This window comes from Candidatus Leptofilum sp. (genome assembly GCF_965223525.1).
Classification (GTDB): domain Bacteria; phylum Chloroflexota; class Anaerolineae; order Promineifilales; family Promineifilaceae; genus Leptofilum.
The window spans coordinates 595,134-613,521 of record NZ_CBDCWX010000005.1 but is presented as its reverse complement, the minus strand read 5'-3'; the positions used below and the strand labels follow the sequence as shown (position 1 = coordinate 613,521).

17 protein-coding genes are annotated in these 18,388 nt (G+C 51.6%); 5 read left to right on the top strand and 12 right to left on the bottom strand.

Annotated elements, in window-relative coordinates; genetic code table 11:
* Positions 1-32: 32 nt before the first annotated feature.
* Positions 33-560, bottom strand: a complete 528-nt coding sequence (locus tag ACOQPM_RS08160; RefSeq protein ID WP_420628753.1) for a hypothetical protein — start codon at positions 558-560, stop codon at positions 33-35.
* A 344-nt stretch (positions 561-904) separates the two neighbouring features.
* On the bottom strand, positions 905-1,078 hold the full coding sequence (locus tag ACOQPM_RS08155) for a hypothetical protein (protein WP_420628752.1): 174 nt from the start codon (positions 1,076-1,078) through the stop codon (positions 905-907).
* 70 nt (positions 1,079-1,148) lie between these two features.
* On the opposite strand from ACOQPM_RS08155, the gene ACOQPM_RS08150 reads away from it, so the two are divergent.
* Positions 1,149-1,415, top strand: a complete 267-nt coding sequence (locus ACOQPM_RS08150; RefSeq protein ID WP_420628751.1) for a hypothetical protein — start codon at positions 1,149-1,151, stop codon at positions 1,413-1,415.
* Positions 1,416-1,572: 157 nt separating this feature from the next.
* Here the strand turns inward: ACOQPM_RS08150 and ACOQPM_RS08145 are convergent, their stop codons facing one another.
* The 3 genes from ACOQPM_RS08145 to ACOQPM_RS08135 form a co-directional block, all read right to left on the bottom strand.
* Positions 1,573-2,172 carry a putative toxin-antitoxin system toxin component, PIN family gene (locus ACOQPM_RS08145; RefSeq protein WP_420628750.1) on the bottom strand — a complete coding sequence of 200 codons (600 nt, stop codon included), beginning with the start codon at positions 2,170-2,172 and terminating at the stop codon, positions 1,573-1,575.
* An 8-nt stretch (positions 2,173-2,180) separates the two neighbouring features.
* Positions 2,181-2,465 (bottom strand): type II toxin-antitoxin system Phd/YefM family antitoxin, encoded by a 285-nt coding sequence (locus ACOQPM_RS08140; protein WP_420628749.1) that lies wholly within the window; start codon positions 2,463-2,465, stop codon positions 2,181-2,183.
* A gap of 102 nt (positions 2,466-2,567) precedes the next feature.
* A complete protein-coding gene (locus ACOQPM_RS08135; protein ID WP_420628748.1) occupies positions 2,568-3,401 on the bottom strand; it encodes a class I SAM-dependent methyltransferase in 834 nt (277 codons plus the stop codon).
* A 128-nt stretch (positions 3,402-3,529) separates the two neighbouring features.
* Here ACOQPM_RS08135 and ACOQPM_RS08130 point away from each other — a divergent pair, with 128 nt between their 5' ends.
* Complete coding sequence (locus tag ACOQPM_RS08130; protein WP_420628747.1) at positions 3,530-4,159, top strand: DUF998 domain-containing protein; 630 nt, start codon at positions 3,530-3,532, stop codon at positions 4,157-4,159.
* Between the two features lie 70 nt (positions 4,160-4,229).
* Positions 4,230-4,808 carry a PadR family transcriptional regulator gene (locus ACOQPM_RS08125; protein ID WP_420628746.1) on the top strand — a complete coding sequence of 193 codons (579 nt, stop codon included), beginning with the start codon at positions 4,230-4,232 and terminating at the stop codon, positions 4,806-4,808.
* 8 nt (positions 4,809-4,816) lie between these two features.
* Here ACOQPM_RS08125 and ACOQPM_RS08120 read toward each other — a convergent pair whose 3' ends face one another.
* The 3 genes from ACOQPM_RS08120 to ACOQPM_RS08110 all read right to left on the bottom strand — a co-directional run bounded on the left by ACOQPM_RS08120 (position 4,817) and on the right by ACOQPM_RS08110 (position 8,867).
* A complete protein-coding gene (locus tag ACOQPM_RS08120) occupies positions 4,817-6,604 on the bottom strand; it encodes a hypothetical protein (RefSeq protein ID WP_420628745.1) in 1,788 nt (595 codons plus the stop codon).
* Positions 6,605-6,696: 92 nt separating this feature from the next.
* Complete coding sequence (locus tag ACOQPM_RS08115; protein ID WP_420628744.1) at positions 6,697-8,490, bottom strand: FG-GAP-like repeat-containing protein; 1,794 nt, start codon at positions 8,488-8,490, stop codon at positions 6,697-6,699.
* An 86-nt stretch (positions 8,491-8,576) separates the two neighbouring features.
* Positions 8,577-8,867: a hypothetical protein gene (locus tag ACOQPM_RS08110; RefSeq protein WP_420628743.1), complete on the bottom strand. Its 291-nt coding sequence runs from the start codon at positions 8,865-8,867 to the stop codon at positions 8,577-8,579.
* Here ACOQPM_RS08110 and ACOQPM_RS08105 point away from each other — a divergent pair.
* Positions 8,866-12,081 carry an AfsR/SARP family transcriptional regulator gene (locus tag ACOQPM_RS08105; protein ID WP_420628742.1) on the top strand — a complete coding sequence of 1,072 codons (3,216 nt, stop codon included), beginning with the start codon at positions 8,866-8,868 and terminating at the stop codon, positions 12,079-12,081. The genes ACOQPM_RS08110 and ACOQPM_RS08105 overlap by 2 nt on opposite strands.
* Before the next feature lie 33 nt (positions 12,082-12,114).
* Here ACOQPM_RS08105 and ACOQPM_RS08100 read toward each other — a convergent pair whose 3' ends face one another.
* The 3 genes from ACOQPM_RS08100 to ACOQPM_RS08090 form a co-directional block, all read right to left on the bottom strand.
* Positions 12,115-12,666 (bottom strand): GNAT family N-acetyltransferase, encoded by a 552-nt coding sequence (locus ACOQPM_RS08100; RefSeq protein WP_420628741.1) that lies wholly within the window; start codon positions 12,664-12,666, stop codon positions 12,115-12,117.
* 109 nt (positions 12,667-12,775) lie between these two features.
* Positions 12,776-15,781 (bottom strand): protein kinase domain-containing protein, encoded by a 3,006-nt coding sequence (locus tag ACOQPM_RS08095; RefSeq protein WP_420628740.1) that lies wholly within the window; start codon positions 15,779-15,781, stop codon positions 12,776-12,778.
* Positions 15,782-16,029: 248 nt separating this feature from the next.
* Complete coding sequence (locus ACOQPM_RS08090) at positions 16,030-16,224, bottom strand: hypothetical protein (protein ID WP_420628739.1); 195 nt, start codon at positions 16,222-16,224, stop codon at positions 16,030-16,032.
* A 207-nt stretch (positions 16,225-16,431) separates the two neighbouring features.
* Between ACOQPM_RS08090 and ACOQPM_RS08085 the strand changes: the two genes are divergently transcribed.
* Positions 16,432-17,265 carry a serine/threonine-protein kinase gene (locus tag ACOQPM_RS08085; protein WP_420628738.1) on the top strand — a complete coding sequence of 278 codons (834 nt, stop codon included), beginning with the start codon at positions 16,432-16,434 and terminating at the stop codon, positions 17,263-17,265.
* Here the strand turns inward: ACOQPM_RS08085 and ACOQPM_RS08080 are convergent, their stop codons facing one another.
* Complete coding sequence (locus ACOQPM_RS08080) at positions 17,266-18,378, bottom strand: Calx-beta domain-containing protein (protein ID WP_420628737.1); 1,113 nt, start codon at positions 18,376-18,378, stop codon at positions 17,266-17,268.
* Between the last annotated feature and the right edge of the window lie 10 nt (positions 18,379-18,388).

Genomic DNA, 18,388 nt, shown 5'->3' with positions numbered 1-18,388 from the left:
CCTTTATTTGGCCGATTTCGATTGCAAAGTGTTTAGTTAACATCATGGTTGGCGTTTAATACGAGTGTGTTGAAAAAGAACAATATCAACTGATTAAACCATGAGCATGTTTCTTTACAAGTGGCTATCTCACCATCCAAGACTTCAAAATCTTCTGGTATTTTTGGATGTGTGATACGGTTTCTTATTGCTTGAGCTTCGAGAAAATTGTCCCATGCAACTGTACCAACTCCTAAATCAAAATCTGTTTTCAAGAATTTTTCCAGCACGCTAAATGTAAATCTAAGATTGTCTGGTAGTTTTAAATATTTTGTTTGTTCTTTTGGTTGACCATTACTTCTGAGGTTATATGTTTTATCAGACAGTAATGCGTATTCTGCCGGAGACAATATTTGAACTTGACCTTCTGGCATCGGTGCATGCAACACAGTTTGCTTAAGAACCCAAATAGATCCCTCAATCATTGCAAAAAGGCTTCTAACATATGCCCTTCGCGTAAACTGGCTGTCTTCTTTGTCCAAAGCTTCTTCTGCCCAATGAGCATCTTCAAGCATTGGCATTAGATTGTCCTTAATATCACTCAATTTCATGATTGCATTTGATACCTAGTACATTGTTATGTAAATTTTTTGTGTAACGAGTCTGAGGAATTGACGACCTTTGGACTATAGAATCAATTAAGGGTGTGTGGTCACAATTCATATATTCAATTCTAGAAAAAACAGGTACTTCCTGGCCGCCAAGCTACCCTGGATTTACCGCAACATCATAGCAAATCAAAACTTGCGTGGCAAGATGCAGGTGGGCGCAGAAGTGACTGTTCTCTGAGCAAGCGTGGAAGTTGGATTCCATCTGCGTGGGCATGAAGGATTCAGGGGTGTGACAAGCGCTTGGAAAGCTATTATCAGGAGTCAGGAGTAAAGTGAAACGGTATCACAAATGCTTCCCAAGCATTTAGTTCGGGTTCGGCTCCTGCCAGCCGGGAATGGTGGGCGTTTTCGTGGGTGGGGGAAACGGCCAGCACGGGCAAGTTTTGGTTGTGTAGGCGCTCAATGAAAGGCGAAGTGTAACGATCCATTTTTCTTGCCAATTGTTGGTTTATAATTGCGGCTTAATTATCCAAACAGTTTAATTCAGGCAGGAAAAATATGACCATAGAAGAGAAATATCCGTTCATTGCCAGTTGGGTGGTTGATGGCCAGATTCAAATTGGCCAAGCTGATTCATCCTATTCGTATGAACCAATGGCTGCTGCGATGGATGCAGGCGGCGTGGTTTGGGAAACACAAGACCCATTCGATTCTTTAGATACACTGTTTGAGCAAATGGAACGGGGGATCGGCCGTTGGTGCCATGAACATGGCATTGAGTTAGTTGATCGCCATGGAAATGTCATTCCCTGGCCAGGAAATTGAAATGTCTGTATTGAAGGGTGAATTGGTCGCATACTGGGAGCAGGGCTGGGAAGGCCGAATAGATTTCGTCTTTCAGCCAGATGATACGAACACACCAATCTTTCTGAAAAATGGGGATCGCTTAACCATTCTCGATGGGGATGGTACGGCGCTCTGGTCAGGCAAAATCCAGTGGGTACGCCGACGCTTTTGGGATCGCCATCGCCTTGAGGCGGGCATTTGGTCTTATCAAAAGCAAAAGGGCGTTTCCTACCATCAATGGATGGCCTGGTTTTGGCAAAAGCCCCCTTTGCAAGCAAACCTGGAAGTAAATTAGTAAACGGCCGTATCTAACCGCCTTCCATCTCCAACAAAGCCAAAAATGCAGCAGGGTCAGGATATTTATTCCTCTGTAGCTGCCAATATTCAATAAATGATTGTCTCCAGAAACAATATAAGCAGCACTCCCCGCAACGGCACATTCAAGGTAGCGGTTGTCCGACTCGTCTGCGGTGATAACGGTCAATTTTTCTACTGGCTCTGTCCAGATTCCTTGTTCAGAAATTAGTTCTACAAATTCAAGACGGTTTTCACGAATTTTCTCGTACTTCTTCTGTAGACGCTCGTAGGCGGTAACTCGCAACACCTCATCTACAATCGGCTGAGAAAGAAGCACATCAAACTCGCCTGCTAACCATTTTTGGATGATCGTTGTCGGATTTCCCCGTCGAGTGATCAATGAACTGATATAGATGTTGGCATCAAGGACGATACGCATAACTAAGATTATTCAGTGTGGCTTTGTTGGTTCCGAATTGCTTGCTGTGCTTCAAGCACGTCCTGCATTACTTCGTCAGGCTCGGCATCAGGATTGGCAGACTGTACCTCGTTGATAAGTGCCAATAACCGCGAACGCTGTTTTTTCCAATTTTCGTAAATTTCAACAGGCACAACAGCCACAGCCGGTTTGCCATGACGATTGATGACATACTTGTCTCCTCGATATTGGACTTCATCAATAATTGACCGAAACAGGTCACGCGCTTTTGTAACACCGATTGACTTTTCCATAGTTGATACCTCTATAAACTCAAAATGTTGGTATTCTGTACGTTTTGTACAATATAAGCAATGTATCATTACTGTTTGGCAAAGTCAACAGCGAGAAAACCATTAGTTACGCCGAGCGACAAAAATCATCTCCGGGCTGGTGGGGAGGAATGGGCTGCGATCCCAATTGCCATAGAGATGTTCAATGGTGAAACCGGCATTTTGCAGCGAACTGGTTAGCTCTGCTTGGGTACGGAAGCGCAGTTTGCTGTCTACCACCAGCTTCTCCCCTGTGGCTGTGAAAATGTTGTGTCCCTGGAAGTGGACACGGCCGTTTCCAACCCCAACTACCTCCACCCACGTTTCCATCAACCCATGCGGCGATTCATACCGGAAAAATGAGTCCTCGCGGTTCCACCGCTTCCATCCTTCATAGACTGGATTGCGGCTCTCGAAGGCCAGAGTGCCGCCGGGGCGGAGTGCCTTGTAAATGTCGCGCAGGGTGTCGTCCCACTTCGCATCATCCAAGAAGACTTGGGCGACGTGGCTGGTCATAATGAGCAGGTCTGCTTGGGGTGTACCTAACCTTTTGGACGTGCCTTCGACCCATCGTACTTGCTCGGCACCCGGCTGGCGGCGGGCGTAAGCGAGCATGGCGCTGGCTGGGTCTACGCCTAATACGGTACGGCCGTCTACCATCGCCAATTCCCTGGTAAACAAACCCGTGCCACAGCCTAAATCCAGGATGGTGCGGGCATCCAGTTCGGCCGCAAGCTGGACGTAAAAATCAGTATCAGCCCCGCGCGGATTTTCAATGTCGTACAAATCTACCAGGCGGGGTTCAACGTAATGTAAATCGAGTTTAACCATAGTGGGAGGATTATAGCATGGCTGGCGATACGGCCGTTTCCCACCTCCTCCACCCCAAATGACAAACCACCCCCCGCTATATGACATTCCTCACTACAGTTGAAACATATCCTACACAAAATAGTACTGGACTTGTCTTATATATTTGTATTGCGTATTCCGTAGAAGTTGACGGAATACGCAATACGAACTATTTATGAAGGGGGAGTTTTGTAATGAATTACCTATCCTGGCAGCGAGAAACGGCCGTTTCCCTCCTCATTTTCTCTGCTTTGACCCTGCTGCTGGCGCCGCGCCAAATGCCACCCAGCTACGATTGGCTGCAGCACACCACCAGTGAATCGGCGGCGCAGGGGGTAGAGGGGGCGTGGCTGGCTCGGCTGGGCTTCATGATTTTGGGGCTGACAGTGATTTGGCTCTCGGTGCTGCTGCGGGAGCAGTGGTCTCAACCGGTTCGCTTACCGCACCTTGCCTTTGGGGTGTTGATAGTGGGCGCGGCCGTATTTTCATCGAAACCGTGGTTGCCAGAGCTACCTTTTGACCCGGTTGAAGATTGGTTGCACTCTTTTGCTGCCTCGGCGATGGGTTTTGCCTTTGCTTTGGGGATTACGCTAAGATGGTGGAAACGGCCGTGGCAATCTAAGATGCGACTGTTGGATATGGTGGCCGTAGCCGCATCGGTGGTCATCCCCTTGTCCATGAGCTTGTTGCCCGATTGGGATGGGTTGCTGCAACGCATAATGTTTGCCATTGCCTATCTTTGGTATGGGCTAGAACTATGTCACAATGAGCCTGGCAATCAAACAGCAGTTAATCCTGAAACGACGACAAGCTCAACGCCATGAATGAAAACCAACAGCTCTCTTTTTCCTCTGTGTTCTCTGTGGCAAAATAATTTCCGAGGAAGCGTAATCAATGTCTTTGCGATTTGCAATTTTAGGGATTTTGAACGTGATGCCCATGACGGGCTACGATTTGAAGCACCAGGCGTTTGACGCCACGGTGTACCGCTTTTGGCCAGCCGACCAGAGCCAAATCTACCGCACGCTGAACAAATTGGCCGAAGATGGATTGGTCACGGTAACGGTGCAGGCGCAAGTAGAACGGCCGGATCGCAAAGTGTATGCCATCACGCCAGCAGGGCAGGCGGCACTAATGGAATGGTTAAAGTCAGATCAAGCTGTGCCAACGCTGCGCGACCCGCTGCTGGTGCAGCTCTTTTTTGGGCAAGAGTTACCGCGCGACGATTTGCTGCGGGTTGTTGAGCAACGGCTAGAAGTTCACCAGACTAAGTTCGCCGTCTTTAGCCAGATTCCTATTCCGCCTGTGGAATCCCGCCCGGATGACCGCTGGCTGGCGTTGCAGCACCTGACGCTAGATTTTGGTCTGGCACTGGAGCAAGCCTACGTAAGCTGGTTGGAACATTGCCGGGAAGTGATTACCACCATGCCAGATGCGGATGAGGTGCCGGACTTCCGAGATCGATTTACGTAACATCTCATTTATGAAGACCATCTGGCAAACCAAACGCGGTCTACGGCCGTTTCACCCACACGATTTAGATTCCCCGCCAAATCACCAATAAACAACTCCCACTCGCCCATGCTGCCAATTGCGATCATGTACGAACTGTTGTTTAGCCACATTAATCTGCCTACTTTGCCGTCTAGCAAGGCCTCTAGGCCGGATTGGTTTGGTTGGGCAATGCCCAGAAAATTCAGATTGTCGCTGACGTACAAAGCCCCACTGTACAAAAAATGAGTCCCGGCTTCATTCCAGCCAGCCACTGATATGGAGTCGGCAGCCCCAAATGTTGTTGGATTGCTGCCATCTCCGTCGGTCAGAACCAGGTGTTCCGTTACCGTGTGCTCTACGCGTTCTTCCAGGACATAGCCTAAATAGCTTGCGTCGTGGTTCCAACTGGGAGGCGGGTATAGACTGGGATTGTTGATGGAACCTAGCGCAACGGCCGTACCCGTTGCCGGAATTTGGTACAGTGTGCTGGCTGCCTCTTCTAGCACACTGTTGATCGGTGCAATGTCTACATACGCTTGCGCGCCATCGGGTGACCATTGGGCTAAAGGGGCCCATTCAAACTCGCTGTAGGTGATAACATACGGGAAAGTCAGCACCTCTTCTGCCTGACTGCCATCAAGATTGATACGAATAATATTTTCCAGATTGCCAAAAAGGAGCTGTGTCCCATCTGGGGAAAGGGCAAACGTGTAGCCTGCTGTACCGGTAGGAAATTTCTCTGTTAACGCGCCATCTGTGGTTATCAGCCATAAATCTGCCCGGTCTTCAACAAATCCTGAATCTAAACTTCTTTTTAGCGTGTTAAAGGCGATCGTTTGGCTATCCGGTAACCAGGTAAATTGGTAAATGACGTTGGCATATCGGAATTCGGTAGGGTAAGGCAATGTGGCTAAATCAACCAAAATCTTGCCATCGCCAGATGGGGTAACAACACCTAACTTATTTTCTGCACCGTCGCTGACAACATAGGCAATATGCTGCCCATCCGGCGAAACCGACATGCGGGTGATGCCTGCAGCGGCAACAATTTGTCTGGGCGCACTGGCAACCGGGGGAGATTGGCTATTGTCTAATGGCAATAGCCAAATGCCACTTATATCGTTGTAAATGGCGAAACCATTTTCATCTACAAGCTGTTTTTCTCCCGTGGCTAAATCATATCGCACTAACCCAGGTGGTGGGGCATCGTCGGGTGGGGTGAGGCAGCAAGAGTTGATGCGTTCGTAGACAAATGATTGCCCATCCTCAGCCCAGGTGACATTGTTGAAGTTGAGAAAATCCCACGGTTCGGTGATGAGCTGTTTTTCTGTGCCATCTGCCTTGAAGAGGTAGAGAAAGTTATCTCCCTCAATGCACGCTGGGATGACCAGGAAATGCTCATTGGTGGGTGCGTATATTATCTCGGTGGGGATGTCTGGGAAGCACGGGATGCTTTCGGCTTCAATGTCAAAAATCACTTTGCCATCCAGGGTGACGGTGCCGTTGTCTTGATATACGGCCGTTACCGGAACCATCGTCGGCGTGGGTGTGGCTGTAGCTGTTGGCGGCACGGCCGTTTCTGTTGGCTGAGGTGTAAACGTTGGAGCTGCGGTGCTGGTTTGGGTGGGTACGGCCGTTTCTGTTGGCAACACCGTGCTGGTTTGGCTGGGTGCTGCTGTTGCTGTCGGTAAATCTGCCACTGCCTCATAATCTGGGGAACAGGCTGCCAAGGCTAGAAATCCCAAAGTGAGTAATAAAAGAAAAATGCGTTTCATGATTCATTCCTGTTTATATGATTTTGTAATTGAGTAATTGGGTAATTGGACACTGCCTAAATTACTCAATTACCCAATTACTTAGTTCCTAATTATGGTAAACTCTCACCCATATGATCATCACTCTCTTGTGCGCCAGCAACCCCGCCATACCCTTGGTAAAAGGTTTGGTTGTCGGATTGTGCAACGCCGTCGCCATCGCTGGTAAAGATGAAAATGGAGCCGATATTGTCTGCCGCTACGCCAGCCGGGTCATCTAAGTAGGCGCCAACGACCAGTTCCGGGTAGCCATCGCCGTTGGCATCTACGGCCGTTACGGCAAAGCCAAAAGCGTCATCTTCCTCTGGATTGTCCGGGTCAAAAATTTGCTGATCAAACGCTTCAGTGAGACCATTTTCACTGCCGCGCAGGATGTGAACTGAGCCAATTGGGATGATGCCAGCCGCTGGGTCGTTGTCATAGGGCACGCCTGCGGCCAGGTCGGTGTAGCCATCATTGTTAAAATCTGCGGCCGTTAAGCGAAAGCCAAATAGCTCAAATTCGGCGGCTTCACCCTTAATACCGGCAACATCCTGGTGGAAGATGGGCGCACCTGCTGCGGGGTCTAGCCCACTGGCTGAGCCATAAACAATGTTCACTGCCCCAGCAAACTGAAGCGCATCAGCACCTGCTCCATGCGTTTCATGGGGCGTGCCGATAGCCAGATCGTCGTAGGCATCGCCATCAAAGTTTCCGGCAGATAGACTGTAGCCAAAGAATTCACCAGCTTCCATAGTGTTGTCTACGCCTGCCGTATCGGCACGGATGTGCATGGCATTCACCACCCCGTTGAACTCGTCCACAATGCCATAGTCGCTACTGCCCAGGAAGATTTGCACAGCACCGGCATTAGAAAAGCCAGCCCCGTTTTCTTCAAAGGGCGTGCCTACGGCCAGGTCATCCACGTTGTCGCCGTTAAAGTCGCCAGTCGTTAGCGTCGTGCCAAAGCGGTCGTTTGCTTCGGCAGGTGAGGCCAAAAAGCCGGGGGTATCTTGCGTTAGGAAATCATCGGGGTTGGCGGTTATCCATGTGCTTTGCAGACCATCATCAGAACCATAAATGATAGCCACGGCACCTGCGTTGGCATCGCCACCAACCATTTCATTCGGAATACCAACAGCCAAATCGCTGAAACCATCGCCGTTATAGTCGCCAGCGGTGAGCGCCGCGCCAAAATTGTCATCCTGATTGGCTTCGTCGATGATCAAAACCGAATCTTGCGTCCAGGTTTGGCTGTCTGCTGTTGTGAGGCCATCGGCGGTGCCATATAGAACCTGCACCGCACCTGCGGCCGTTTCGCCACTAACTGTTGAACCGGGAACGCCAATTGCCAAATCGTCGAAGCCATCGTTGTTGAAGTCGCCCAGGGCTAACGCTGCACCAAAGGCGTCGTCGGTGTCTACCGCAATGTCGTCTAGGCCGTCTACGGCGCGATGCCACAGTTGGTCATTTACCACGGCCAGAGCAACATTGGCTTCTAGCCCCGTGGCGCTGCCGTAGATGACGTGGACAGCCCCGGCATTTTCGTAATTTAGCCCTTGCTGCACGTCTTCATCGGGTACACCAATTGCCAAATCCCCGTAGCCGTCGCCGTTGAAGTCGGGGAAGGCATCGCCTGTTGGGCATTCGTTCCCTGTGGGCTGCGGGGGGAGGATGTCGCCATCTGGCGCAGCAGGCTTGGCGTTGTTGCTGCCGCTAATAATCATAGGCAAATAAACGTTGTAACAGTTGGTTGCTGCCGTTTCTGCAGATGCAGTTGGGAACGGCCGTTGCCATAACCCAACTATCAATAAGGGCAACAGTCCCAACGCAGCCAACAGGTACGATAACTTTTTCTTCACATTCATATGCACCTTCCATTCAATGAAATAAGCCAATAAGGTTTGCTGGTAATCGGTGGGTCAGTAAGCAGTTGGCAGTTACTGAATATTGCTTATTGTTTACTGATCTGCTCATGCAGGTAAAGGAAAAGTGCCGGAACCGTGCTAAAGGTTTGTGTTTCTTTGGTTTGCACATGGGTAATAGAAGTGCGCCAGGGGGCTGTTTCACTATCACGCCATAGCCGGACTAAAAACGCTTTATTGTTCACTGCCCAGTTCGACACCTTTTTCTTCTCACCTTCATTACCAGACATGGTCACCACTTTAATCAGCTTGCGTAGCCAAATCGTTCCCAAATGATTTTGGAGAGTAAAACGAGCATTTTGTTCGTATAATGGGGGCATGATCCAGCTTGATTTAAGGTTGTTTGGTGGCTTTGCAGCGTCTGTTGCTGGCGAAGCCGTGACCCAATTTCGCACAGATAAGATGCGGGCATTGCTGGCTTATTTAGCAATGAATGGGGGACGGCCGTTTCGCCGTGAACTGCTGGCTACCCTGCTCTGGCCAGATTGGTCAGACGAAGATGCCCGCCGCAACCTGCGCCAAACATTGCACCGGCTGCGGCAAATGCTGGATAAGCTGGCTCCTGATCTGGGCAAAGATTTATTCACAACGACGCGTCAGACTGTTCAGCTAAACGGAACGGCCGTTTCTCTCGACGTAACCCACTTTCAGCACCATCTGCAGGCCATCGAAACCCATGCCCACACCAGTTTGCAAAGCTGCACCCACTGCCTGGCGCAGATGCAGCAGGCTGCCGCGCTTTACCAGGGCGATCTGCTGGCAGGGTTTAACGTTAAAGATGCTTTTCCTTTTGAAGAATGGCTCATCATGCAGCGAGAGCAGCACCAGCAGCAGATGTTGGAACTGCTAGACAAACTGGCCCTGACTTTTACCCAGCAAGGCGACTATGGGCAGGCACAGCGGTATGCCAACCAGCAGGTGAGTCTAGCTCCCTGGCGTGAATCGGCGCACCGACAATTGATGCAGCTGTACATGCTGCAAGATCAGCGCAGCAAAGCCCTGGCTCAGTATGAAAGCTGCCGTACTTTGTTAATGCAGGAGTTGGCTGTGGAGCCATCGGCCGAAACCACCCAGCTTTGGCAGCAAATAAAAGAGGATCGCTTTCAAACGGCCGTATCCCCCAGCACCATCATCTACGGCTTCCCCGCTCAGCTTACCCCTTTCATAGGTCGTCAGGAAATAGTTGCCCAAATCATGACCCAGCTAGCCGACGCCAGCTGTCGGCTGCTAACGCTCATTGGTTCTGGTGGCGTGGGGAAAACCCGCTTGAGCATTCAGGTAGGGCAGGTTTTAGCCCACGCTCCGCAGCGGTTCAAAGATGGTGCCTACTTCATTCCGCTGGCAGCCGTAACCGACGAGGCCATGCTGGTGACGATGATTACCCAAAGCCTGGGCATCCGGCTAACCGAGCAGATGCCGCCCAAGCAGCAGTTGCTCACTTATTTGCAAGACAAAGCAATTTTATTGGTCTGTGACAATTTTGAGCAGATTTTGCCTGGTGCAGCTTTGCTGGGCGAGATCGTTGCCCAGGCACCACAGGTGCAGCTATTGGTCACCTCGCGGCAGCCGCTAAATCTGCATGCCGAATGGCGACAAATCATCGGCGGACTCGATTATAGTCAGGGCGAATCGTCAGAAGCGGTGCGCTTTTTCCAGCGCAGTGCGCGGCGCGTTGCCCCCTATTTTCAGTGGCGGGACGAGGATTTAACGGCCGTTCTGGAACTGTGTCGTCTGGTGGATGGGCTGCCGCTGGCTTTGGAGCTGGCCGCCGCTTGGACGCGCCTGATGGACTGCCCCACTATCCTGCGTGAAACGCAAAAAAGCCTCGACTTTTTAGCCTCGCCGCTGGACGATTTTCCAGAGCGGCACCAGAGCATTCGCGCCGTGCTAAACCAATCGTGGCAAATGTTGCCCACCCGTCTACAAACCATCCTGGCGCAGCTTACCCACTTTGCCGGCAGCTTTTCGTTGGATGCAGCCCTGATCATTGTGCCGGATCTCTCGATGCTGGATTTAGCCACTTTGCTGGATCGATCCTTGCTTCAGTGGCAGCCAAACGGCCGTTACACCCTGCACGAGCTCTTACGCCAATTTACTACCCAACAGCTAACCAATGCTCCACGCTCCATTGCCCAGCAGCACAGCCACTACTATTTATCTTTTCTCGCAAGCCAGGAAGTGATGCTTGTTGGTGAACAGTCGCCAACGGCCGTCGCCCAAATCAGGCATGAAGTAGATAATATTCATCTGGCATGGCATACGGCCGTGGCTCATCGCGCTTGGGACAGCCTGCAAAATAGTCTGGAAAGTTTAGCTACCTACTACAGCTTAACAGGCAACCTGCCAGAGTTGGAAACGCTGCTCAACCAAACCTTAAAACAAATCCCCGTGGCGGACGCAAAGCCCGATTTTCATGGTGCTTTGCTGGAAAAGCTCGCCATCATTTATACGCGCCAGGCACGATATCCAGAAGCCACCGCCACTGCCCAAAAATTGCTGGCACTGGGCAGCCAGCAGCCAACCCAAGCGTTAGCCATGCGGGCGCAGATCATTTTGGGTGAACTGCATCTGCTTAAGGGAGAGTATGAAGCGGCGATGGCTGCGTATGAAACGGCCGTTGCCTATTTCACCGACACGGGCAATACAGCCCGACAAGCCCAGCTCAGCAACCTGCTAGGTCATCTAGAATATCTACAGGGCAACTTTGATCTAGCTCTGGCACAGCATCAGCAAGCCCTGGTGCTTAGCCGCGAATTGGGCAACATTGTGCAGCAAGCCAAGGTGCTGCTGGACATGGGCAATATTTACACTGCCCAAAGTGATGCCAATCAGGCGTTGGATCATTTCCAGCAAGCCCTGGACATCAACCAGAAAATCAATCATCGGGACGGGACTGCCCGCACCTTACACAGCATGGGGCGTATCTACTTGCAGCAAGGCAAAAATGACGATGCGTTGAGCTGTTTTCAAGAAGCATTGACCCTGACTGAAAAGATGGGGCTGCGCCGCGCCGTCAGTTTAAGCCTGAACAGCATTGGCATTGTGTATAAACGACAGTCGCGCTACGCTAAAGCTACCGACTATTATCAACGAGCGCTAAAAATCAATCGAGAGCTAGGGGTTCAGGCGGAAATTGCCAACAATTTGAGCAACTTGGGCAATGTCTATGTCCATCAGAAGCAATATGATTTAGCTGAATCCAGCTTCAGAGAAGCGGTGCAAATTGCTGAGGCAATCAACCATCCCGAAGGGCTTGTGGGGCATCTGGGCAATTTGGCTGTTTTGTACAAGGTGCGTGGCGATTGGCAGGCAGCGATACCCATCTTTGAACGTGCCATTCCGCTGGCGCGTCGGCTTAAGGCAAAATACACGCTGGCTTACTTACTCATTGTCAACGGGGAGCTTTTGCTGGATTTGGAACGGCCGTCTGAAGCACAATCCTTGGCCACGGAAGGTACGGAATTAGCCGAAAGCATTCATGCCACTGCCCTGGTTGCCAGAGGTGAGCAGTTGTGCCAGCAACTTTCTGAATAGTCTAGCTCTTATGCGGCGGAGGACTGCCAGTCCTCAACACATTTCTTTGTCGGCGTATTCATCTTCCAGGATGCTCATGATGATAGCGCTTTGGTAACGGCCGTTCCACAATAACACATCTCGCCGCATTCCCTCGCGCACAAAGCCCACTTTTTCGTAAACGTGCTGCGCTCTAGGATTGAAATCGTATACTTCCAGCTCAATGCGATGCAGCCTGAGCGTGTGAAAGCCAAAGGTGACAATGAGTTGGGTCGCTTCTGTGCCATATCCTTTGCCAAACAAAGTTTCGCTGGCCAGCGCAATGCGAAAGCTGGCCGAACGATTTTGCCAATCAATCTCGTTAAGTACCACTTCACCCAAGTAAGCTGGATCATCCTTCAACGTAATCGCATAATCTACTCGGTCATCCGCTTGCGACACGCGCTGGCAATGCTGCTGCACCTGCTCAAAACTAAATGTTTGTTGCGTACCCGTCAGACGCATGCTTTCTTCATCCGATAAGCTGGCAAACATAGCGGCTGCATCATCAACGGTGATCGGGCGCAAAACAATGCGTTCCCCAGTTAGGATTGGTTTTGTTACCATTTTGCGCCTCAAATGAGAAAGTGAAAAGATTTCAAAAGTCTTGCAGGTAGTCCCGCTATTTGCCAGAGAGATACGAGACTTTTGAAATCTCGCTGCGTAACATGAGTCATTACGTATTTGGGTCTTTGGTTGGGGTAAAGGTTGGCGGCGGGCTGGCCGTAAATTTGACCGTTGCAGTTGGAGACGGCAATGGTGTTTTTGTGTCGGTGGGTAGCGGTGTGTTACTTGGTGTACTGCTGGGCACAGGTGTTGCTGTAGGTGGCAGCGGCGTTGCGCTGACTGTGGGCGCACTGGTTGGATTTGGTGGCGGTGTGGCGCTGCTGGTGGCACCTGGTTGTGAATTGGTGGCACCAGGCTGTGGGGTGATGGTTGGCAGCGGCGTGACCGATGAGGTGGGCGATGGCGTGGGCGTGATGGATGGCGTTAGGCTAGGCAGCGGTGTGGCAGTTTGGGCATTGGCTGTTTCCGTGGCGGCAATGACTGTTTCCACAATGGGGGGCAGCGTTTGGGTTGGCGCTGGCGTGGGCGTAGGGCAGGCCAGCAAAGTAGGTGCCAAATCGCAATAAAGCGTTTGGCGAGCCGAGCTAAACACGGTGAGTTCTGTTCCTTCTGTGGAGCCAAACCGCCCAGCCGAGAGGCGCACCTGGCGGTTCTGGTTGTTCCGTAGCAGGCAACTGCCAGTGAAGCAATCTAACTCTAGCACGGCCGTTTCCGCATCATAAATCACCCCAGCGACATTGTGATCAGTGGACAGTAAGGCCATTGCTTCCGTGGGAACCAGTAGTTCAAAATCATGCGGGTCTGCATTTTTATAATGGATGAGCAAACGGCCGTTTGCCAAAGCAACCTGGGTTGTCGCATTATCACTCTCATTTTGGTAAACGCCGTTAAGCATCAGCTCCGCTTCTGAGGCCAAATAAAGCTCTGCCCCATCCGAAAGCACTACGCCCATGCGGTCGCCCCCGGAGCGGATGGCGGCATCGGCCCCAATTTGCACCAGATCGCCTGCGCGGGCTGCTTGCCATTCTGCGCTGCCGCTGGGCCGAAACTGCGCCCCTTCCCCGGCGGCAAAGATGACGGCAAAGCCAGGATCAGGTACTTGTTCTGGGGCAATGAGGGGTGGTATTTGGGTCGGGATGGCTGCCTGAGCCGGGTTACTAACGGCCGTTGCCGTCAGGCCGCTAATAATTTGGGCAATTTGGGTGGCTGTGCCGGGCGGTACAAATACGCCTGCGGGCTGTGGGCGGCTAGACATGATGAGCAGCAGCGCGATCAACGCAATGGTGCCCACAGTGGCCGTCGCCATTTGGAACGGCCGTCTCAGGTGGATGGGGATGTGCAGTTGTGTGCCGGGTGCTTGTAACACAACGGCCGTTACATTGTCGGCCACCTGCCGATTCACGGCGTCCTGCACCAAAATTTTAGCGGCCTCGGCTGGCGGGTTTTCAGCCAGCACGCGCCGGAACCGCCGCCGCCACCGCCGCTGATGGGGCGGCAGTAAGCCATCGGAGCAAAGCAGCAGGCGGTCATTGGCCTGCAGCGGCAAGCCCTGATTTTGGCGCGCATCTACTTCGCTTTCGCTGCTTTTTAGGTACAAGCATAAATCAACCGTGAGTTCTGGCTGCAAACCGATAGCGCTGCTGTGGCTGGTCTGACCATTGCCATTACCAATTTGCCCATTGGCGGGTAGCGTGGCTGGCGGTGCGGGGCGATTTAGCTGATGCAGTTTCCGGTTTCTCAGCAAGAAAATACGGCCATTGCCCACATGGGCCATAAACAAGCGGTTTTCATAGATGGCAACCAACGCCACCATGGATTGCATCACCAGCGATTCCCGGTGCTGCCAGGCCATTGAAAAGAGGATACGATTGGTTTGCTGTAAAGCGTGGTGCAGCATCTCTGGGATGTCGCTGGAAACGGCCGTTTCCGCCTGCTCAATCTGGCTAAATAGTTCATTGACAACCAGCTCTGCCGCTAAATGCCCATGTTGCTGGCTGCTGCCGCCATCAGACACAATGGCCAGCAGCAGATGCAAACCACCAGCCGTCTGCACCTCCCCCACCCGCATCCGATCTTCCAACGTGCCGCGCGTACGCGACCGGCCAATATCTTGCTTGGCACCGTAATCTGCTAGCCACCGCTGTAGCCACTCTGGCATGGCGGGCTGGTTTTCGCTGCTGTCAGCAAAGCTGCTCCAGGTGGAGCTACCACTTTCTGAGTCTGGCTGCAAAATGATGGGTGGGGCGTTGGCAAACTGGATTGGCGATGGTGCCTCAACCTGAGCTGCTTCTGCAAAGGGTGCCGTGAGGTCAGACGCTTTGGCAAAGCGGTCTTCTCGCTTTTTGGCCATGGCGCGGGCAATAATGGGGCTGATTGATTCAGGCAGGCTAAGATTCAGCGTATGCACAGCCGGGACGGGGTCAGACAGGTGCATGAGGGCGATAGGGAGACGGCCGTTCGCTGAAAATGGCAGCTGCCCGGCCAGCATCTCAAACAAAATGACACCGAGAGCGTAAACGTCGGTACGGCCGTCCAGGTGCGGTTGGGCGCGAATCTGCTCTGGGCTCATGTAGGCTGGCGTACCCACCATACCGTCGTTGCGGGTGAGTGTGGTGTAGGTACCCTCAGCAAACTTAGCCAGCCCAAAGTCAGCCAAATATGCTTTGCCTTGCGCGTCAAATAATATGTTGGACGGTTTCAGGTCGCGGTGAATGATGTTGTGGGCGTGGGTTGTGTCTAGTGCAGGGGCAATTTGGCTTAGAATGGTGGCCACTTCCTGGAGCGTAAGTGGGGCGTCGCGCAGCTTTTCACGCAAGGAGCCACCTTCCATATAGCGCATTACCAAATAGGGCTGCTCATCTTCTTCGCCAAAATCATACACTGGCACAATGGCAGGGTGATTCAGCGAGGCCACCATGCGGCTTTCTCGCTTAAAGCGAGAGCGCAGGTTTTCATCAAAACTGCGATCTTTGAGCAATACCTTTATCGCAACTGGTCGATCCATAAATGGATCGAAGGCCAGATAAACCACCGCCATACCACCACGGCCTAGCAATGATTCAATTTCATACCGGCCAATCTTGCTAGGTAGAGATTCGGGATTCGATAAGCTCATGAAAAAGACAAATCGCCTTTAGAGATACGGGCATACTGGACGTAAGCGCTCGAATTCGCAGACAAATGCAATTGTAACAAAGAATAAAAGCTACTGCCTGTAGCTTAAGCAGTATACACGCATTTTTTATGCAGGGATGCTGTGTAATCGGCAAAAAGGTTTTAAAATTAGCATATAGTGATTTTGGCCGATTACTTGGGTAAAAGCGGGAAAAATGGCTCTACTTATTTTCAAAAGATTTCCCGCTTTTACACAGTGAACATAACGCCTAAGGCCAGACCCGCTAGCAGCAGAAGAAGACAAAACAACGCTGCCAATCCGCGCGTCATATTATCGGCATCACAGGTGGATAAAGCCAAGCGTAAGGCACCCCAAAAAAGCAAGACGCTCATCATGATGCCTGCGCCCCACAGAACCAACATGGTGTTTAGGGTTAAGTTCATCACGCACCTCCGGGTTTGTCAAGAAACAAAACGCGTTCAGACATTGCTCCACCGCTAGCATACAAGATGTTGCATCGGCAAACCTGCCAGATAGCTGATAATGATCTGACAAAGTAACAACAGCCGCTGTTTTTGGAAGAATGTCCTATATCGGTAAGTGTGTTGATTTGGTAGGATGACATGGTTGATTCAGTTGAAGAGAAAGTAATGGCGAAAATTGGCCGCTACAAAATCATTGAGGAGTTGGGCAAAGGCGAGATGGCATCTGTTTATCTGGCTCGTGACCCGTTTATCAAGCGAGAAGTTGCCATTAAAGTTCTTGCTTATGAATTGACACAAGACCCCCTGTTTATAAAATTTTTCTATCAGGAAGCCGAGGCAATCGCTTCGCTGGAGCATCCCACCATTGTGCCCATTTATGATTTTGGTTTGCATGGCGTTCAGCCTTACATTGTAATGCGCTACATGTCCAATGGTTCGCTGAAACGCCGCCTGAAGCGACGCGGACTGAATCGTCAGGAGTTGTGTGACTTAATGGGGCGGTTGGCCGAAGGTTTAGACGAGGCACATGCTTTGGGGATTGTGCATCGGGATGTGAAGCCTTCCAACATCATGTTTAACCAAACAAACGATGCGTTTTTGACAGATTTTGGCTTGGCTAAATTTACGCAGCGCAAAACGGGAATGACGGGGACATTGTTGGTAGGAACGCCGAAATATATGAGCCCGGAGCAAGCCCAACGTTTGCAAGTAGACGGCCGTTCCGATATTTACGCACTTGGGGTTATCTTGTACCTCATCTTGACAGGGCGGCATCCATACCGAGCCTCTTCGCCAGCGCGCACCGCATCGGCACATGTCCATGCCCCTATTCCCAGCGTTCGCGCCATAATTCCCGAATTGCCCGCCATGTGGGATGAAATTATTGGCCGCGCACTGGCCAAGCTGCCGGAAGATCGTTACGAAAGTACGCAGGCGCTGGCACGAGACGTGGCGCTTGCCACGCGAGGGCAATGGCATCTGCGGGTGGCGCCAGTGTAACTACGGTTTACTAATTGCTGGCAGAAAAAGCAGGAAATCTGCGGCGTCATCATCCTGAATGGTGAACACGGCCGTATCCACCCCCAAGACCCCATTTACCGCATTGAACAACTGCAAACTGAATGTCTCGTTTGGTTCCGGTAGGTCATCTGGCAGCAGGGTGATTTGAACGTTTTCACTGAGGCTGCCGGGCGTAAAGGTGAGCGTGCCGCTGCTGGCGACGAAATCTTCTCCGGCAACGGCCGTTCCGCTCGTGAGGCTATACTGCACCGTGGCGGTAATGGGTGATTGTGTATTCAGGTCAATGATGAAAGTAGTTTGGGTAGTGGCTTCTGGTAGGGAAACGGCCGTTTGCTCCACGCTAATGGTCGGGGCGATCTCTGTTTCAATAGCCACATCTCCCAGCCACACTTCTGCCCCTGCCGATGACGTATCATCTCCCAAAAAGAGTTGGTTTGGCTGTTCATATGGGTCTGGCAAAATCATGGAAGGCGGCTCCCAATCGGTGTATTGGCGTAAGTTGCCACTGAGTAGCGGCATGCCGTTGGCTGCCAGCAGGTAGGTGTTGCTGATCACCGTCAGTGCATAGTTGGTGAGGGTGTTGGTCGTGTTAAACAAAGTTCCTTCGGCCTGAGTAAACAGGTCGGCACCGTTGCCTTCCTGCACCCAAATTTCATTTTCCCAGAAGGCCATTTCGACACCGTACACATCCTCGCTTAGCAAAATAACGTTGAAACCTGCCCGATTATTGTTTCCAGAATGATCTTCGGAAATCAGGCGCATATCAAAGCGGAGTTGGTAGCCGGCATCTCGGTCAAGGGCGGGCATGGCTGGTTGGTTCACGGTGTAGCCTGCGTAATCATTTAGCTGACTGGCAGTGTTGAGTACCGTGATGGGGGCACTGTAGATTTGAGTCGCTTGGGTTGTGAACGGGGGCTGCGGGTTGAGAGCCTGGTAGCTGAAATTTTGGTCGCTGGGGGTGTTGCTTTGGCTGCTGTCGTAAAGCAAGGTGGTGACCAGCGGCGTGGCGGAAGCGGTGTGCAGTAGCCTGGTAAGGCTAAGAAGGGTGGCAAAGAAGACGGCCGTTATCACCAAAAGTCGTTTTAATGGCATGGAAAATCCT

Bases quoted from the DNA above. Each gene is read 5' to 3' on its own strand.
- ACOQPM_RS08135 (WP_420628748.1), bottom strand. From the start codon at position 3,401: ATGTCATATAGCGGGGGGTGGTTTGTCATTTGGGGTGGAGGAGGTGGG.
- ACOQPM_RS08160 (WP_420628753.1), bottom strand. From the start codon at position 560: ATGCCAATGCTTGAAGATGCTCATTGGGCAGAAGAAGCTTTGGACAAA.
- ACOQPM_RS08130 (WP_420628747.1), top strand. From the start codon at position 3,530: ATGAATTACCTATCCTGGCAGCGAGAAACGGCCGTTTCCCTCCTCATT.
- ACOQPM_RS08085 (WP_420628738.1), top strand. From the start codon at position 16,432: ATGGCGAAAATTGGCCGCTACAAAATCATTGAGGAGTTGGGCAAAGGC.
- ACOQPM_RS08115 (WP_420628744.1), bottom strand. From the start codon at position 8,490: ATGAATGTGAAGAAAAAGTTATCGTACCTGTTGGCTGCGTTGGGACTG.
- ACOQPM_RS08125 (WP_420628746.1), top strand. From the start codon at position 4,230: ATGTCTTTGCGATTTGCAATTTTAGGGATTTTGAACGTGATGCCCATG.
- ACOQPM_RS08150 (WP_420628751.1), top strand. From the start codon at position 1,149: ATGACCATAGAAGAGAAATATCCGTTCATTGCCAGTTGGGTGGTTGAT.
- ACOQPM_RS08095 (WP_420628740.1), bottom strand. From the start codon at position 15,781: ATGAGCTTATCGAATCCCGAATCTCTACCTAGCAAGATTGGCCGGTAT.
- ACOQPM_RS08120 (WP_420628745.1), bottom strand. From the start codon at position 6,604: ATGAAACGCATTTTTCTTTTATTACTCACTTTGGGATTTCTAGCCTTG.
- ACOQPM_RS08080 (WP_420628737.1), bottom strand. From the start codon at position 18,378: ATGCCATTAAAACGACTTTTGGTGATAACGGCCGTCTTCTTTGCCACC.
- ACOQPM_RS08110 (WP_420628743.1), bottom strand. From the start codon at position 8,867: ATGCCCCCATTATACGAACAAAATGCTCGTTTTACTCTCCAAAATCAT.
- ACOQPM_RS08140 (WP_420628749.1), bottom strand. From the start codon at position 2,465: ATGGAAAAGTCAATCGGTGTTACAAAAGCGCGTGACCTGTTTCGGTCA.
- ACOQPM_RS08100 (WP_420628741.1), bottom strand. From the start codon at position 12,666: ATGGTAACAAAACCAATCCTAACTGGGGAACGCATTGTTTTGCGCCCG.
- ACOQPM_RS08105 (WP_420628742.1), top strand. From the start codon at position 8,866: ATGATCCAGCTTGATTTAAGGTTGTTTGGTGGCTTTGCAGCGTCTGTT.
- ACOQPM_RS08145 (WP_420628750.1), bottom strand. From the start codon at position 2,172: ATGCGTATCGTCCTTGATGCCAACATCTATATCAGTTCATTGATCACT.
- ACOQPM_RS08155 (WP_420628752.1), bottom strand. From the start codon at position 1,078: ATGGATCGTTACACTTCGCCTTTCATTGAGCGCCTACACAACCAAAAC.
- ACOQPM_RS08090 (WP_420628739.1), bottom strand. From the start codon at position 16,224: ATGAACTTAACCCTAAACACCATGTTGGTTCTGTGGGGCGCAGGCATC.